The sequence below is a fragment of the Serratia sp. CMO1 genome (genome assembly GCF_015689115.1).
Lineage (GTDB): Bacteria > Pseudomonadota > Gammaproteobacteria > Enterobacterales > Enterobacteriaceae > Serratia > Serratia marcescens.
On the sequence record NZ_CP065032.1, the window covers coordinates 306,451 to 323,006 of the forward strand.

At 62.9% G+C, this 16,556-nt stretch carries 11 protein-coding genes; 10 read left to right on the forward strand and 1 reads right to left on the reverse strand.

Translation table 11 applies throughout. From position 1 onward, the window contains the following. Positions 1–42 precede the first annotated feature (42 nt). Entirely contained in the window at positions 43–2,325 is a 2,283-nt protein-coding gene (locus IT763_RS01355; RefSeq protein ID WP_164053892.1) for a TonB-dependent siderophore receptor, read from the reverse strand. A 284-nt stretch (positions 2,326–2,609) separates the two neighbouring features. On the opposite strand from IT763_RS01355, the gene fes reads away from it, so the two are divergent. The 10 genes from fes (at position 2,610) to IT763_RS01405 (ending at position 16,553) form a co-directional block, all read left to right on the forward strand. Next, positions 2,610–3,983 carry an enterochelin esterase gene (gene fes, locus IT763_RS01360; RefSeq protein WP_072265060.1) on the forward strand — a complete coding sequence of 458 codons (1,374 nt, stop codon included), beginning with the start codon at positions 2,610–2,612 and terminating at the stop codon, positions 3,981–3,983. After that, positions 3,958–4,164, forward strand: coding sequence for an MbtH family protein (locus tag IT763_RS01365; protein ID WP_004930023.1), 207 nt, complete (start codon positions 3,958–3,960; stop codon positions 4,162–4,164). The genes fes and IT763_RS01365 overlap by 26 nt, the downstream gene beginning before the upstream one ends. A 32-nt stretch (positions 4,165–4,196) precedes the next feature. Then, positions 4,197–8,141, forward strand: coding sequence for an enterobactin synthase subunit F (locus IT763_RS01370; protein WP_206195095.1), 3,945 nt, complete (start codon positions 4,197–4,199; stop codon positions 8,139–8,141). Positions 8,142–8,316: 175 nt separating this feature from the next. Beyond that, positions 8,317–9,573 (forward strand): enterobactin transporter EntS, encoded by a 1,257-nt coding sequence (gene entS, locus IT763_RS01375; protein ID WP_164053888.1) that lies wholly within the window; start codon positions 8,317–8,319, stop codon positions 9,571–9,573. Positions 9,574–9,785: 212 nt separating this feature from the next. Then, positions 9,786–10,991: an isochorismate synthase gene (locus tag IT763_RS01380; protein WP_049186371.1), complete on the forward strand. Its 1,206-nt coding sequence runs from the start codon at positions 9,786–9,788 to the stop codon at positions 10,989–10,991. Positions 10,992–10,998: 7 nt separating this feature from the next. Continuing rightward, on the forward strand, positions 10,999–12,627 hold the full coding sequence (locus IT763_RS01385) for a (2,3-dihydroxybenzoyl)adenylate synthase (protein WP_164053879.1): 1,629 nt from the start codon (positions 10,999–11,001) through the stop codon (positions 12,625–12,627). Between the two features lie 3 nt (positions 12,628–12,630). Then, complete coding sequence (locus tag IT763_RS01390; RefSeq protein WP_016929399.1) at positions 12,631–13,491, forward strand: isochorismatase; 861 nt, start codon at positions 12,631–12,633, stop codon at positions 13,489–13,491. A gap of 243 nt (positions 13,492–13,734) precedes the next feature. Continuing rightward, on the forward strand, positions 13,735–14,754 hold the full coding sequence (locus IT763_RS01395) for a PQQ-binding-like beta-propeller repeat protein (protein ID WP_371811612.1): 1,020 nt from the start codon (positions 13,735–13,737) through the stop codon (positions 14,752–14,754). A 120-nt stretch (positions 14,755–14,874) separates the two neighbouring features. Continuing rightward, positions 14,875–15,492 carry a DUF2238 domain-containing protein gene (locus tag IT763_RS01400; RefSeq protein WP_049299592.1) on the forward strand — a complete coding sequence of 206 codons (618 nt, stop codon included), beginning with the start codon at positions 14,875–14,877 and terminating at the stop codon, positions 15,490–15,492. A 320-nt stretch (positions 15,493–15,812) separates the two neighbouring features. Further along, the gene (locus IT763_RS01405; RefSeq protein ID WP_228009779.1) at positions 15,813–16,553 is read left to right on the forward strand and encodes a helix-turn-helix domain-containing protein; all 741 of its coding nucleotides are present in this window, start codon (positions 15,813–15,815) and stop codon (positions 16,551–16,553) included. The last annotated feature ends 3 nt before the right edge of the window (positions 16,554–16,556 follow it).

A 16,556-nucleotide genomic window follows, 5' to 3' on the forward strand; every position in this document is an offset into this window, starting at 1 on the left:
AAAAAAGGGCGCCGCGGCGCCCTTTGTCGTTGGAACATGCCATCAGAAGTGGGTGTTGATGCTCATGTAATAGGTACGGCCCGGTTCGTTGTAGGTGGCCGCGCCCGCGCCGGCGATGTTGATCGCACCGGTGTTCGGATCGCCCACGTTCTGCGCGTTGCCGGCGCGGAACTGGCGTTTGTCGAACAGGTTGTCGATGCCGGCGGTGACGCTGACGTTTTTGGTCAGGTCATAGGTTGCGCTGGCGCCGACGACGGCGTAAGGGCTAACCTCGCGGGTTTCGCCGCCGGTGGCCGGTTTACCCTGATAGTTGTACTTCTTCGGCTTCTGCCGGCCGTACCAGGTCAGAGTGGACTGCATCGACAGATCCTGCGTGGCCTGCCAGCTGAGGGTCGAGTTGACGGTGAACTTCGGGATCACCGACAGGTAATCGCCGGTGGTCTTGTTCTTGTTCTCGATCATGTAGGTGGCGTTGTTGCTCCAGGTGACGGTCTCGCTGACCGGCACGTTCAGCGAGCCTTCCAGCCCCTGCACCACCGCCTTCGGCACGTTTTCCCACTGATAGACCGCCGTGCCGGTGCTGCTGGTGGCGATGCGCGAGTTACCCGCCTCAATCTTGTTGTGGTAATCGTTGCGGAAGTAGGTCACGCCGGCCAGCCAGCCTTCGTTATGGAATTCCAGCCCGATCTCTTTGTTGACGCTGGTTTCCGCTTTCAGATCGTCGTTGCCCAGCAGGTAGCAGCCGTTTTTGGTATCGCTGCCGGCACATCCCTGGCCTTTGCTGTACAGCAGGTAGTTGCCGTTGGTTTGGAACAGGGTCGGGGCTTTATAGGAACGCGCGATGCCCATCTTCAGCGTGAAGTAATCACCCAGTTCCTGCGACAGGTTCAGCGCCGGGCTCCAGTTGTTGCCGGATTCCGAATGCAGATCGTAGCGCAGACCCGGCGTCAGCATGGTGGTGTCGGTCAGCTCAATGTTGTCTTCGGCGAACAGCGAGAAGATATGTGCGGAAGCGTAAGGGCTGCGCGTGCCGGTAGTCATGCCGGGAATGGTACCGCCCATCAGCGTTTGGCTGGTGGAGGTGCCGTCCTTCATGCGCTGCTGGCTCCACTCGGTACCCAGCGTAGCGGTTTGCGCGACGCCCAGCTCGAACGGCACGCTGACTTCGCTGTGCGCCAGGAAGTCGTCCAGCTTGGTGGTGCCGAAACCGGTGTTCTTGGTATCGAAAATGCCTTCGGTGCCGCCGGCCAAGCCTTCGTTCAGGCGGGTGTTGCGGGTGCGTTCGAACTGCACGTAGTTGTTGGTGCTCACGCCGTTGTCCCAGGCACCGCGGTGGGTCAGGCCGAAGGTTTCACGGTAGATGCGGTTGGTCTCTTTGCCGTAGTTGCTCTGCACCAGGGCGTTGGTGTTGGTGTTCTGAGTATCGCCGGCGTACAGGTTGCCCTGGCGGCCATAGGCGTATTCGAACTCCAATGACTGCAGATGGGCGAAATCCCAGTGCAGCAAGGCGTCGATGTTTTTATCGACCACCCCCTCGCGCCCGGCCGGGACGCTGTTGGCGTAGGCGCCGACGCGTTCGGATTTATGCGATTCGTTAATGTCCCAGGCGTCGGCCTGCGTTTTGCTGTAGCCGCCGAACAGGCGGAAGCTCAGGGTGTCGCTCAGCGGGCCGGACAGGCTGAAATCGGTGCGCTTGGTGGCGCCTTCCTGCTTGTGCTGCGGCACGTTGAAGTAACCGTTCAGCGAGCCGTGCAGCGCATCGCCGGCCTTCTTGGTGATGATGTTGACCACGCCGCCCGCGGCGCCGTTGCCATAGCGCGCCGCAGCCGGGCCGCGCAGCACTTCGATGCGCTCGATCATCTCCGGCGGCACCCAGGCGGTATCGCCGCGCGAGTCGCGCTCGCCGCGCCAGCCCTGACGCACCGAGTTGCGGCTGGAGGCCGGTTTGCCGTCGATCAGAATCAGGGTGTTTTCCGGGCCCATGCCGCGGATATCGATCTGGCGATTGTTGCCGCGCTGGCCGCTGGTGGAGTTGCCGGTCAGGTTAACCCCGGGCATGGTGCGGATCAGTTCGCTGATGTCGCGCGCCGGCGGGCGTTTTTTGATCTCGTCGGCGGTGATGGTGGACACCCCCGGCGCCTGCAGGTTCTGCCGGGCGGCGGTCACGACGATGGTGTCTTCGCCGCGCGGCTTTTTCTCCGTGGCGCCGCTGTTCTCTTCCGTGGTGGTGGTGTCGGTCTGCTGCGCGGCGTTGGCGAACGCGGACGCGCCCAATCCCAAGCCGATAAGAGTGGCTAAAGAATAACGTGATAGCTTGCTTTTCATCTGAGTGTCCTACCTTGCTGCCATCCCTCGCCGAATGGGGGGAAGGGCGGTTGTAGTTTTTGTGTAGTCGGAAATAGAAAATCGGCTGCGGCAAGGGATGCCATTGATGTATCCCCGATCCCTGTCCGTTGCGCGCAATACCAGCACGATCTCCAAGCCTTACACACTATTGCAAATGCAAATTATTATCAATAGTATTTGGCGTACAGTGCGTTCGGGCGGTGGCCGGCGATAGGGAAAAGTCGACGTTCCCGGTGCCGCCAACTACAAAATGGGTAGGCGTTGTGAATACAGAACTACAGTCAGAAAGCAGCAGATTATTGGCCAGCAGCAATGCGGGCAGTCCAGGGTGGTGGTTGACGGTGGCACGACGCGGTACGCCATGGGTAGAACCGGCGGGTAACGGCCGGTGGCGCACCACCTTCTTCTGGCGCGATCCTCAGGGATGCGAATTGACCTCCGCCTACCGTCGCGTGTGGATCAACATTAACTGCCTGACCGACCATCATCAGCCGAATCCGCCGCAAAGCCTGCAGCGCTTGGCCGGTACCGACGTGTGGTACTGGCAGACCGAGCTGAGCGGCGCCTGGCGCGGCAGCTACTGCTTTATCCCCTGCTTTGACGAACGGCCGCCGGCGTTCAGCGGCGACGATGCGCACGCCAACATGCACAACCTGCGTCACTGGTGGCACCAGGTGTTCGCCAGCGCTACCCCCGATCTGCTCAACCCTTATCGCTCCTGGCAAAGCGCCAGCGGCCACAGCGTCTCCGGTCTGCACATGCCGGATGCGCCGCCGCAGCCGGTATGGCGCTCGTTCGACGAGTATGAGATCGCCAGCGGGCGCTGCACGCCGCCACTGCCGGCGCGTTTGCAGCGCCATACCTGGCAGAGCGAACGCCTGGGCAACAGCCGCGACGTCTGGATCTACACCACCGGCGACAGCAAGCCGGCCGAGCGCCCGCTCGCGATCCTGCTCGACGGCCAGTTCTGGGCGAAGCAGATGCCGGTTTGGGAGCCGCTGATGCAGCTGACCCGCGAGGGGGCGTTGCCGGAAGCGGTGTATGTGCTGATCGACATCATCGATCTGCCGCACCGGGCGCGAGAATTAACCTGCAAGGACGATTTCTGGCTGGCGGTGCAGGAAGAACTGATGCCGCAGCTGGCCGACTGGGCGCCGCACAGCGACAAGCCGGCCGATACGGTGGTGGCGGGGCAAAGCTTTGGCGGCCTGGCTTCTCTGTACGCCGGGCTGCGTTGGCCGCAGCGCTTCGGCGCGGTGATCACCCAGTCCGGCTCCTACTGGTGGCCGCGGCGCGACATGCTGCAGCTGCCGAGCATTCCCGACGACGCCTGCTGGCTGATGCAGCAGGTAGAACGGCACGGCCTGGGCAACCATGGCGCGCTGAAGGTCTTTATGGAAGCCGGTTCGCAGGAAAAGCTGGTGCATCGGGTCAGCGGCGAAATGGCGGCACGCCTGAGCGACGCCGGCCATCGGGTGCACTACCGGGTGGTGGAAGGCGGGCACGACGCGTTGTGTTGGCGCAGCGGCCTGACCGATGGGCTGCAGGCGGTATGGGCTTCCGCTTTCGCCACCGCTTACCCGGCATCGGCGACGGCACGAGGAACACATGATGGAAAGCCTGAATCCGTTCGATGATCAACAGCAGCGCAGCCTGGTGCTGCGCAACGTACAACAACAATACAGTTTGTGGCCGGATTTCCGCGCCATTCCGTCCGAGTGGACGATCGTCTTTGGCCCGGCGGCGCGCCTCGAGTGCGCCGAATGGCTGGAACAGCATTGGCAAGATATTCTGCCGGTCGCAGCACGCGAGGCGTGACCGGCGCCAGGTAATCACGGGAGCAATAAGCAGTGTCACATACCCCTAACTCTCTCAGCGGCCCGGCGCTTGCGGGCGAATGGCCGCTGGTCGCGGCACAACCCGGCATCTGGGTCGCCGATCAAATCTCCCCGCATCGCAATGCCTACGCGGTGGCTCACGCCATCGAACTCAACGGCCCCATTGCCGTGGAGCCTCTGCTGCAGGCCATCATCCAGGGCCTGGGCGAGGTGGACATGCTGCGCCTGCGTTTTGCGGAACGTGACGGCGTGCCGGTGCAATGGCTGGACGACGCGCTGGCGGTGCACGAGCCGGAACTTGTCGATCTGACGACGTCGCCGGACCCTGAAGCCGCCGCGCGCGCGCTGATGGACATCGATCTGGCGAGCGATCTGCGCGCCGGCAGCGGCGCGCCGCTGTATCGCCATGTGGTGATGCGTCTGGCGGATGACCGCTGGTTCTGGTATCAGCGCTATCACCATCTGCTGGTGGACGGTTTCAGCTTCACCGCCATCGCGCGCCGCGTGGCGGCGATTTACACCCATCTTTGCCGCGGCGACGCGCTGGAACCGACGCCTTTCACGGCGTTCAGCGACGTGGTGGCGGAATACCAGGCTTACCGGCAGGCGCCGGCCTGGCAACGCGACGCCGATTTCTGGCTCGAAAAAGCACGGCAGCTGCCGCCGCCGGCCACGCTCTGCCCGCAGCCGCTGGCCGGGCAAACGCCCACGCCGCGCATCCACCGGCTGGAACAGCGCTGCGATCCGCAGACCTTCGCCGAACTGGTGCAGTGCGGCGCGCAGCAGAAGCTGAACGCCGCCGATATGGCGGTGGCGCTGGTGGCGCTGTGGGTGTCGCGTCTGAGCGGCCAACCGAGCTTCAGCGCCGGTTTTATCTTCATGCGCCGTACCGGATCGGCCGCCCTGTGCGCCGCCGGCCCGGTGATCAACGTGTTGCCGATGGAGATGCACCTCGAGCCGCAGGCCACGCTGTATGAGGCCGCCGCCCGCATCAGCCGCGAGCTGAAAACGGTGCGCCGCCATCAGCGCTACGATGCCGAACAGGTACAGCGCGATCTGGGGCGCATCGGCGACGGCGAACCGCTGTACGGTACGGTCTTCAACTTCAAAATGTTCGATTACCAGCTGGACTTCGCCGGTATCGAAGGCATTACCCACGATCTGGCCTCCGGGCCGGTGCGCGATCTGGAGATTGCGCTGTTTATCGACGAACACCATCAGCTGAAGGTGGAGCTGCTGGCCAACGCCGAGCGTTACAGCCGTCAGGAACTGCTGGCGCATCTGCAGCGGTTGCCGCTGCTGCTGGCGCAGTTCGCCGCGCAGGCAACGTTGCCGATCGGCGAAGCCGACATGCTGACCGCCGACGATCATGCGCTGCTGGCGCGGGTCAACGACACGACGCATCCGGTGCCGGCGGCCACGCTGAGCCAACTGCTGGCGCAGCAGGCGAAAATTACGCCGAACGCGCCGGCGCTGGCGGATGCGCATTTCAATTTCACCTACCGCGAAACGCGCGAGCAGGTCACGGCGCTGGCGCGCCAGCTGGTGGCGCAGGGCGTGCAGCCGGGCGACATCGTGGCGGTGGCGCTGCCGCGTTCGGTGTTCCTGTCGCTGGCGTTGATGGCGATCGTGGAAGCGGGCGCCGCCTACCTGCCGCTGGATACCGGTTATCCGGACGAGCGGCTGGCGATGATGCTGGAAGACGCCGCGCCCCGGCTGGTCATCACCAACCCGGCGCAGCAGGCGCGCTTCGCCGACAAGGGCGAAATCTTGCTGTATGACGCGCCGCTGGCGGCCGATCATGCCGCCGGGGTGGCGATCGCGGGCCCGACGCCGGATCATGCGGCCTATATCATCTTTACCTCCGGTTCCACCGGGCGCCCGAAAGGCGTGCTGGTCGGCCATCAGGCGATCGTCAACCGCTTGCTGTGGATGCAGCACCAGTATCCGCTGGGGGCGGACGACGCGGTGCTGCAGAAAACGCCATGCAGTTTCGACGTCTCGGTGTGGGAATTCTTCTGGCCGCTGATGGTCGGCGCCCGGCTGGTGATGGCGCCGCCGGAGGCGCACCGCGATCCGCAGCAACTGCAACAGCTGATCGCGCAACACCGCATTACCACGATGCACTTCGTGCCTTCGATGCTGGCGGCTTTCGTGGCCGCACTGGACGACGACGCGGCGGTGGCGAACTGCGCCGCGCTGCGCCAGGTGTTCTGCAGCGGCGAAGCGCTGCCGGCGGAGCTGTGCCGCCTGTGGCAAAGCCGCACGGCAGTGCCGTTGCACAACCTCTACGGCCCGACCGAGGCGGCGGTGGATGTGACCTGGCATCCGGCCTACGGCGACGCGCTGGCGAAGGTGACCGGCGCCAACGTGCCGATCGGCCTGCCGGTATGGAACACCGGACTACGCATTCTGGACGCGCGCCTGCGGCCGGTGCCGCCGGGCGTGGCGGGCGATCTGTATCTGACTGGCGTGCAGCTGGCGCACGGCTACCTTGGCCGGCCTGATCTGACCGCCAGCCGCTTTGTCGCCGACCCGTTCGGCGAGGGCGGACGGATGTACCGTACCGGCGACGTGGCGCGCTGGCTGCCGGACGGCGCGGTGGAATATTTGGGCCGCAGCGATGATCAACTGAAGATCCGCGGGCAGCGTATCGAGCTGAGTGAAATCGACCACGCCTTGCTGTCGCTGCCGGGCGTGCGCCAGGCGGTGACGCATGCGCTGGTGTTGCAGGGCACGCCGGTGGACGCCGGCGGCGATGCGCGCCAGCTGGTGGGCTATCTGGTGATGCAGCCCGGCGCGAGCTGGGATGCGGAAGTTTTGCGCGCGGCGCTGGCCGACCGCCTGCCGCCGCACATGGTGCCGGTGGCGTTGGTGGAAATGAGTGATTTGCCGCTGAGCGCCAACGGCAAGCTGGATCGCAAGGCTTTGCCGCAGCCGCAGGGCGGTGTGCGCAAGGCGGGGCGGCCGCCGCAGGCCGGGTTGGAAAGCGAGATCGCTGCGGTATTCGCCCGTTTGCTGCAGCGCGAGCAGGTGTTTGCCGACGACGATTTCTTCGCCCTTGGCGGCCATTCGCTGCTGGCGATGCGCCTGGCGGCGGAGTTGCGCCGCGATCTGGGCAAGGCGGTGTCCGTCGGCCAGGTGATGGTGGCGTCGCGCGTTGAGCAACTGGCCGCCTTGCTGGCGGAAGATCGCACGCAGGAAGAGGCCGATCGCAGCGGCTTCGACAGCGTATTGCCGCTGCGCGTCACCGAGGGGCCGACGCTGTTCTGTCTGCACCCGGCGTCCGGTTTCTCCTGGCAGTTCAGCGTATTGCCACGCTATCTCGATCAGCACTGGTCGCTGGTCGGCATCCAGTCGCCGCGGCCGGACGGCCCGCTGGCGCTGAGCGAAGATATGGATCAGGTGGTGGATGCCCACTTGCAGACGGTGTTGCAGGTGCAACCGCACGGGCCGTATCACTTCATCGGCTACTCGCTGGGCGGCACGCTGGCGCAGGGCATTGCCGCCCGGCTGCAGGCGCGCGGCGAGCAGGTGGCGTTCCTCGGCCTGCTGGATACCTATCCGCCGGAGACCCAAAACTGGGACGTGATGCTGGACGACAACGTGTTGAAGGAAGTGCAGCGCGAGCGCGAGCAGTTCCTGGCGGTGTCGCAGGACACGCTCGATCCGGCGCTGGGTGAGACGCGCACGGCGATGTTCGACAACATCGAAGCCAACTACGCCGATTCGGTGCGGTTGTTGTCGCACACGCGGACCGCCCGTTTCCACGGCCAGGCGACGCTGTTCGTCGCCAAACGCACGCTGCAGGAAGGGATGGACGTGCAGCAGACCTGGTCGCAGTACGTCGATGCGCTGCAGGCGCACGAGCTGGACTGTGCGCACGTCGATATCGTTTCGCCGGCGTCGTTCAAAGTGCTGGGGCCGCTGCTGAACCGGATCTTGCGCACGCTGTAATGACGCCCTCATCCCGCCGCCAGGCACGGGGATTATCCCGCGTTTGGCGGCGTTTCTTGCGGTCGCTCACAATTGAATATCAATGATTTTTATTATCATTATTGATTTCGTCATCTGTGCTAGCATAGCGCTCCGCAACTGCAGAATCCCCGTTTAAAGATGTGGTGAACAACCGATGAGTAGCAAACCCTCCATCCTGCTTGATTTCAGCCTGCTGAAAACCAATCGGGCTTTCCGCGCGGTGTTCTGCGCGCGCTTTATCTCCATTGTGGCGCTGGGGTTGATGGCGATCGCCATCCCGGTGCAGATCCAGGCGTTGACCGGTTCCACCCTGCAGGTGGGGCTGGCGGTGACGCTGGCCGGCGGCGGCATGTTCGCCGGGCTGCTGATGGGGGGCGTATTGGCCGATCGCTATGAGCGACGCCGGCTGATTCTGTTTGCGCGTTCCACCTGCGGCGTCGGATTTGTCGGCCTGTGTCTCAATGCCCTGTTGCCGTCGCCTTCGCTGGCGGCCATTTATCTGCTGGCGGTGTGGGACGGCTTCTTTGGCGCGGTGGGGGTGACGGCGCTGCTGGCGGCCACGCCGGCGCTGGTGGGCCGCGAAAACATCGTGCAGGCGGGCGCCATCAGCATGCTGACGGTGCGCTTCGGCTCGATTCTTTCTCCGGCGATCGGCGGCCTGGTGATCGCCCATATGGGCATCGCCTGGAACTACGGTCTGGCGGCGTTCGGCACCCTGCTGACGCTGCTGCCGCTGCTGAGCCTGCCGCAGCTGATGCCGCCACCGCAGCCGCGTGAACACCCGCTGCGCGCGCTGGCAGGCGGTTTCGCCTTCCTGTTCCAGAACAAGGTGATCGGCATGGTGGCACTGATCGGCGCGTTGCTGACCATGGCCAGCGCGGTGCGGGTGCTGTACCCGGCGATGGCGGAAGGTTGGCACATCGACGCTGCCCACCTCGGTTATATGTACGCCGCCGTGCCGCTCGGCGCGGCCATCGGTGCGTTCACCAGCGGGCGCGTGGCGCACGTGGCGCGCCCCGGTTGGGTAATGCTGCTGACGGCGATCGCGGCTTTCGCCTCTATTGGCCTGTTCGGCCTGATGCCGTGGTACAGCCTGGCGTTGCTGTGCCTGGTGGCGTTCGGCTACCTGAGCGCGCTGAACTCGCTGCTGCAATACGGCCTGATCCAGAGCCTGACGCCGGATAACTTCCTTGGCCGCATCAACGGCCTGTGGACGGCGCAAAACGTGGTGGGCGATGCGCTGGGCGCGTTGCTGCTGGGGGCGATGGGCGCCTTCATGCTGCCGGCGATGAGCGCCAGCGGTTTCGGCTTCGGCGCGGCGCTGCTCGGCATCCTGTTGCTGTTCGCCATGACCGGTTTGCGCCAGGTTACGCTGCACAAACCGGAGCCGCAGCCCGCCACAGAAAAGTAGTCGAACGCGTTAAAACAACGCTGTGGGATCAAATAGCAATGCTTATCATCGGCATGCGTAAAACCCACAGCGTTTATGTCATGATTTCGAAATGAAAGAAGTGCTTACGTTTATTGACATAGCAAATATCGGCGAGTAATTTAGCGCGGAATTAACTCAAATGATAATCATTATTATATTGGTTATCACTTCAAATTCTTGAGGGCGAAGCGATGGATACTGCCGTGAACGACATCAATCGAAAGGAAGTGCAGGAGTGCGAAGAGCAGCGGTTTGCCGCTGATTTTTCTCCGGCGTCGGGCTTCTTCTTTACCTCCCCTTTCCGCAGCTTGACCACCACCGGTTGTTTCAGCCGCATTCGCCTGCCGGCCGCGGACGGCGCCGATCTGAACGGCGAGTTCCAGCGCAGCGTACGGCAGGCGTTTGCCGAGGCCCGCCAGGCCGGCATCAAAAAACCGCTGCTGTGCGGCGCCATTCCGTTCGATACCCGGCAGCCTTCGGCGCTGTTTATTCCGCAGCAGAGCCGCTGGTTCGATCGCGCCGCCTTTATGGCCGGCGTTAGGCCGGCGGCGGACGGGCCGGAGCTGGCCGGGGTAACGGAACTGCCGCCACAGCAGCCGTTCATGAATATGGTCAGCGACGCCGTCGACGCGATGAAGGCCGGTGAGTTGGACAAAGTGGTCTTGTCGCGCCTGCTGGAGATCGAAACGCGTCAGCCGGTGGATCGCCATGCGCTGATGGCGCGCGTGATTGCCCAGAACCCGCACGGTTTCCATTTCCATGTGCCGCTGGAGCAGGGCGCGCTGTTGGGCGCTAGCCCCGAGCTGCTGCTGCGCCAGGACGGCGGCCGTTTCTATTCCAATCCGCTGGCCGGTTCCGCCCGGCGCGAGGCCGACCCAGAGCGCGATCGCGAAGTGGGGGAGCGGCTGATGGCCTCGGCGAAAGATCGCCACGAGCATCGCATCGTCACCGAAAGCATGCGTGACGTGCTGGCCGGCCGCTGCCGCTACCTGAACGTGCCGCACACCCCTGAATTGTTGACCACCACCACGCTGTGGCATCTCTCCACGCCGATCGACGGCGAGGCGGCGTCTCCCGACGAAAACGCCCTGTCGCTGGCCTGCCTGTTGCACCCGACGCCGGCGCTGTGCGGCATGCCGACGGCCGAGGCGCACGCCCTGATCGGCAAGCTGGAGCCGTTCGATCGCGGCCTGTTCGGCGGCATCGTCGGCTGGTGCGACGACGAAGGCAACGGCGAGTGGGTTGTGACTATCCGCTGCGGCACCGTTGACGGCAACCGGGTACGGCTGTTCGCCGGCGCCGGCATCGTGGAAGACTCTTCACCCGAATCTGAATGGCATGAAACAGGCACCAAACTCAGCACCATTCTGCGTGCCTTTGGTATAAATCAAGGATAACGACAAGATGAGCATTGCCTTTACCCCCTGGCCGGCGGAGTTCGCCAGCCGCTATCGCGAGCGCGGCTACTGGACTGACAAGCCGCTGACCGAGATCCTCGACCGTCAGGCCAACAATGACGCTCCGGCGATCATCGACGCCCAGGGCAGCCTGACCTACCGCGAGCTGCAGCAGCGCTCCGATCGCCTGGCGGCCGCTTTGCTGCGCCGCGGCGTGAAATCCGGCGACACCGCGCTGGTGCAGCTGGGCAACGTGGCGGAGTTCTATATCGTGTTCTTCGCGCTGCTGAAAATTGGCGTGGCGCCGGTCAACGCGCTGTTCAGCCATCAGCGCAGCGAACTGAACGCCTATGCCGAGCAGATCAAACCGGCGCTGCTGATCGCCGATCGCCAGCACGGGCTGTTTGCCGACGATCAATTCCTGAACGCCTTCCGCGCTGCGCATCCTTCGCTGCGCGTCGTGGCGCTGCGCAGCCAGCCTGAGGGCGAGCTGGCGCTGGCCGCCTGGCTGGACGAAGCGAGCGACGGTTTTGTCGCGCAGCCTTCCGCGGCCGACCAGGTGGCGTTCTTCCAGCTTTCCGGCGGCAGCACCGGTACGCCGAAGCTGATCCCGCGCACCCACAATGACTACTACTACAGCATTCGCCGCAGCGTGGAGATCTGCCGTTTCGACGCGCAGACCCGCTATCTGTGCGCGCTGCCGGTGGCGCACAACTACCCGATGAGTTCGCCGGGCGTGCTGGGCGTGTTTTATGGCGCCGGACTGGTGGTGTTCGCCGCCGATCCGGACGCCGCGCAGTGCTTCCGCCTGATCGAACAGCACCAAATCAACGTGACGGCGCTGGTGCCGCCGGCGGTCACGTTGTGGCTGCAGGCGATCGAAGAGTGGGGCGGCAATGCCCAGCTCGCCAGCCTGAAACTGCTGCAGGTGGGCGGCGCCAAGCTGGGCGAAACGCTGGCGGCGCGCATTCAGAACGAAATTGGCTGCCAACTGCAGCAGGTGTTCGGCATGGCGGAAGGGCTGGTGAACTACACCCGGCTGGACGACGACGAACGCCACATCCTGACGACGCAAGGGCGGCCGATGTCGCCGGACGACGAAGTGTGGGTGGCGGACGACGACGGCAATCCGTTGCCGGCGGGCGAGGTTGGGCGGTTGATGACGCGCGGGCCTTATACCTTCCGCGGTTACTACCAGAGCCCGGCGCACAACGCTGACGCCTTCGACGCCAACGGTTTCTATTGCTCCGGCGATCTGATCAGCATCAGCGAAGACGGTTACATCACCGTGCAGGGGCGGCAAAAAGACCAGATCAACCGCGGCGGAGAGAAGATCGCCGCCGAGGAGATCGAGAACCTGCTGCTGCGTCATCCGGACGTGATCAACGCCGCGCTGGTGTCGATGCCGGATGCGCTGATGGGGGAGAAGAGCTGCGCCTATATCATCGCCAACGCGCCGCTGAAGCCGGTGGTGCTGCGCCGCCACCTGCGTGAGCAGGGCGTGGCGGACTTCAAGCTGCCGGATCGCTTTATTCAGGTGGACAGCCTGCCGCTGACCCCGGTCGGCAAAGTGGACAAAAAACGGCTGCGCCAGCAGCTCGATGCGCAACTACAGACTCAGGCTCAGGGAGATTAATCGATGGCCATTCCAAAACTTAATGATTACGCGCTGCCGACGGCGGACGAACTGCCGCAAAATAAAGTCACCTGGCAGGTGGAGCCGCAGCGCGCCGCGCTGTTGATCCACGATATGCAGCAGTATTTCCTCAACTTCTGGGGCGAGGACAGCGCGCTGATTAAACAGGTGGTGGAGAACATCGCCAACCTGCGCCGCTACTGCAAGCAGCAGGGCATCCCGGTGTTTTATACCGCACAGCCGAACCAGCAGAGCGATGAAGATCGCGCGCTGTTGAACGACATGTGGGGGCCGGGCCTGAACAAACACCCTGAGCAACAGGCGGTGACTGCCGCGCTGGCGCCGGACGAAGACGACACGGTGCTGGTGAAATGGCGCTACAGCGCCTTCCATCGCTCGCCGCTGCAGGAGATCCTGCAGGAGTCCGGCCGCGATCAGCTGATCATCTGCGGCGTGTATGCGCACATCGGCTGCCTGACCACCGCCATCGACGCCTTCATGCGCAACATCCAGCCGTTCATGGTGGCCGACGGCCTGGCGGACTTCTCGCGCGACGAACACCTGATGGCGCTGCGCTACACCGCCGGCCGCTGCGGCCGGGTGGTGACCACCGCGTCTCTGCTGCCGGCGGCCGGCATCGCCAGCATCGATGCGCTGCGTCAGCAGATCCTGCCGCTGCTGGATGAAGACAGCGAAGACATGGGCAACGATGAAAACCTGATCGATTACGGCCTGGATTCGGTGCGCATCATGGAGCTGGCGACCCGCTGGCGCAAGATCCGCAGCGACATCGACTTTATCGCGCTGGCGCGCAACCCGACCATCGACAGCTGGTGGGCGCTGCTTTCCGAAGAGAAAGCCTGATTTTTAATAACGATAATGCGGCGGCCGTCTGGTTTGACATAAAACGCCGCTCTTTTGAGCCATATCCAAAATAATTGCAGCTGCATCAAGGTGGCAAGAACGTGAGTCCCCAGGAGCTTACTCAGGTAAGTGACTGGGGCGAGCGAGCGCAGCCAACGCCGATGTAGCTGCAAGTATGAAGGATATAAGGAGATTTTGATGAATACTTTGATTACCAAGGGAAAACGCGCGGCATTTCCGCTCATGCTGCTGTCTACGCTACTGTTCTCCAACACTTTGCAGGCGCAAACCGCGCCGGAAGTGCTGCGCAAGCCGGTTGGCAAGGGCGCCTATGAAATGGCCTACAGCCCGAGCGAGAACGCGCTCTACCTGGCCACCTCGCAGAGCCGCAAGCTGGACAAGGGCGGCATCGTTTACCGTCTGGATCCGACCACGCTGGACGTGACCCAAATTATCCATAACGACATCAAGCCGTTCGGCGCCGCCGTCAACGCCAAGACCGGCACGCTGTTCTTCGGCAACACCGTCAATAACTCGGTAACCGCCATCGACGCCAAGACCGGCGACGTGAAAGGCCGCCTGGTGCTGGACGCGCGCCAGCGCTCCGAAACCGTCAAGCCGCTGGCGCCGCGCGAACTGGTGGCGGATGCCGACAGCGATACGCTGTACATCACCGGGCTGGGGGATTCCAGCGTAGTATGGGTGGTGGACGGCAAGGATCTGACCCTGCGCGCCACCATCACCGGCACCGGCAAATACGGCACTGGCCTGGCGCTGGACGCCGCCGCCAAACGCCTGTACGTCACCAACGCCGACGGCGAGCTGGTGACCATCGATACCCAGAGCAACAAGGTGCTGTCGCGCAAGAAGCTGGATGAGTCTAAAGAGCACTTCTTCCTGAACATCAGCCTGGATACCGCCACTCACCGCGCCTTCATCACCGATTCCAAGCAGCCGCAGGTGCTGGTGGTGGATACCCGCAACGGCAACATCCTGAGCAAGATAGATGTGCCGGAATCGCTGGCGGTGCTGTTCAACCCGGCGCGCAATGAAGTTTACGTGACCCATCGCCAGGCGGGCGAAGTGAGCGTAATCGACGCCAAGAGCTACAAGGTGCTGAACACCATTAAAACGCCGACCCACCCGAACAGCCTGGCGCTGTCGCCGGACGGCCAGACGCTGTACGTCAGCGTCAAGCAGGCTTCCAGCCGCGAGAAAGAAGCGACTGCGCCGGACGACGTGATCCGCGTCGCGCTGAAATAATCCCACCCAGGTAAGCACACCTCGAACAGGCGAAGCGGCGACGCTCCGCCTGTTTTTTTTCGCCGTGCGATCTGCGGTATAAAGAGGGGATTGCCTTATTGACCCGAAGGAACGTTGGTTATGCCCGCCTCACGCACCCCGCTGTTGTTGTTCGTTATCACCCTGCTGCTGCTGGCGGCGCTGATCCACAGCGGCATCAGCCCTTACGATCGCACCACCTGGCTGATGGAGGTGGCGCCGGTCTTGATCGTTTTGCCGCTGCTGTGGCTGACCCATCGCCGTTATCCGCTGACGCCGCTGCTCTATACGCTGATTTTCTGCCATGCGCTGATCCTGATTTTCGGCGGCATGTACAGCTACGCCCGAGTGCCGCTGGGGTTTGAGGTGCAGCAGTGGCTGGATCTTGATCGCAACCCGTACGACAAACTGGGGCATTTCTTCCAGGGGCTGGTGCCGGCGCTGGTGGCGCGCGAGATCCTGCTGCGCGGCGGCTATGTGCAGGGCCGCAAGATGCTGGGCTTTGTGGTGTGCTGCATCGCGCTGGCCATCAGCGCCGTGTATGAGCTGATCGAGTGGTGGGCGGCGCTGGCGCTGGGCCAGGGCGCCGACGAATTTCTCGGCACCCAGGGCGACCCGTGGGACACCCAGTCTGACATGTTCTGCGCGCTGCTCGGGGCGATGTGCGGCCTGTTGCTGTTCGGGCGCTGGCAGAAGCGGCAAATCGCTCGCTTAGTTTGATAAATTTCAAACCGAATTAGCCCGCCGTTATGGCGGGTTTTTTTATATATATCGCAATGAACGTTGTCGCATCAAGCGAAGGCCGGGAGCTTTAACTGCGTCCAAGGTTCCGCTGTTCTTTATGATTTGTTGTTTCTATTTAATTGTTTTATATGAATTTATATTCAATTGGTAAGAATTTTCTTATTATAATTGCTGTGCTAATATCATGTTGTTTGGTGGGGAATTGGCGTTGACATGGTTTGTAGCGCAGGGAATGTATGAGATACATAATTAATAATAATATTAAATATCACGAAGATAGATCGGAATTGGTCTCGGTGCATGACGATATCCCGCCGATTACGCTGACGGCCACGCTGAACCGCCTGCTCTCCACATTAGTCAGAAACAACAATCTGGTGTTATCCAGAGAGACGTTGTTGACGCAGGTGTGGGAGGCTCACGGCCAGGTCGCTTCCGGTAATAACCTCAACAATACCATTTCAATTTTACGCAAGGCGTTCTCTTCGCTTGGCGAGGAGGAGATCATCGTCACCTTGCCGCGGCAAGGTTTTATGTTCACCGCCGCTACGATCAAAACGGCGGACAGCCAGGCGCCCGCAGAGGATCCGGCTCCGGAGGTGGGCCAGGATGTGGGCGTCCCCCCTGAGGTAGGCTCCGTCGCTGTACGCAACTATACGCGTTTCAAAGCCGCCGGACTGGCGGCTTTGCTGGTTCTGGCGCTGGGCTGCAGTATTTGGGCATGGTTCGATGCGGGTTATCTGCCGGCCAGCACGGTCGACGTGGGGCGCATCGACAGCTGCAGCGTGCGTCTTATCACCACCTATCATAAGCCGGCGATCAACAAGGTCGATTTGGATCATCTGCGCGACATGCTGAAGGAGCGGCCACAGATTCACTGCAACGAACCGGCGACGCTGCTCTACTACGACACGCAAACACTGGCGCCAAATGGCTCCGGGAGAACCCGAACGTCCTATTTCTATTACTGCCCAGAGTCGCAAATGGCGGATAACAAGGTGCAATGCGAGAGTTTCTATGAAGGCTGGGGCCTGTAAACG

Bases quoted from the DNA above. Each gene is read 5' to 3' on its own strand.
- IT763_RS01355 (WP_164053892.1), bottom strand. From the start codon at position 2,325: ATGAAAAGCAAGCTATCACGTTATTCTTTAGCCACTCTTATCGGCTTG.
- IT763_RS01365 (WP_004930023.1), top strand. From the start codon at position 3,958: ATGGAAAGCCTGAATCCGTTCGATGATCAACAGCAGCGCAGCCTGGTG.
- entS (WP_164053888.1), top strand. From the start codon at position 8,317: ATGAGTAGCAAACCCTCCATCCTGCTTGATTTCAGCCTGCTGAAAACC.
- IT763_RS01380 (WP_049186371.1), top strand. From the start codon at position 9,786: ATGGATACTGCCGTGAACGACATCAATCGAAAGGAAGTGCAGGAGTGC.
- IT763_RS01385 (WP_164053879.1), top strand. From the start codon at position 10,999: ATGAGCATTGCCTTTACCCCCTGGCCGGCGGAGTTCGCCAGCCGCTAT.
- IT763_RS01390 (WP_016929399.1), top strand. From the start codon at position 12,631: ATGGCCATTCCAAAACTTAATGATTACGCGCTGCCGACGGCGGACGAA.
- IT763_RS01395 (WP_371811612.1), top strand. From the start codon at position 13,735: ATGCTGCTGTCTACGCTACTGTTCTCCAACACTTTGCAGGCGCAAACC.
- IT763_RS01400 (WP_049299592.1), top strand. From the start codon at position 14,875: ATGCCCGCCTCACGCACCCCGCTGTTGTTGTTCGTTATCACCCTGCTG.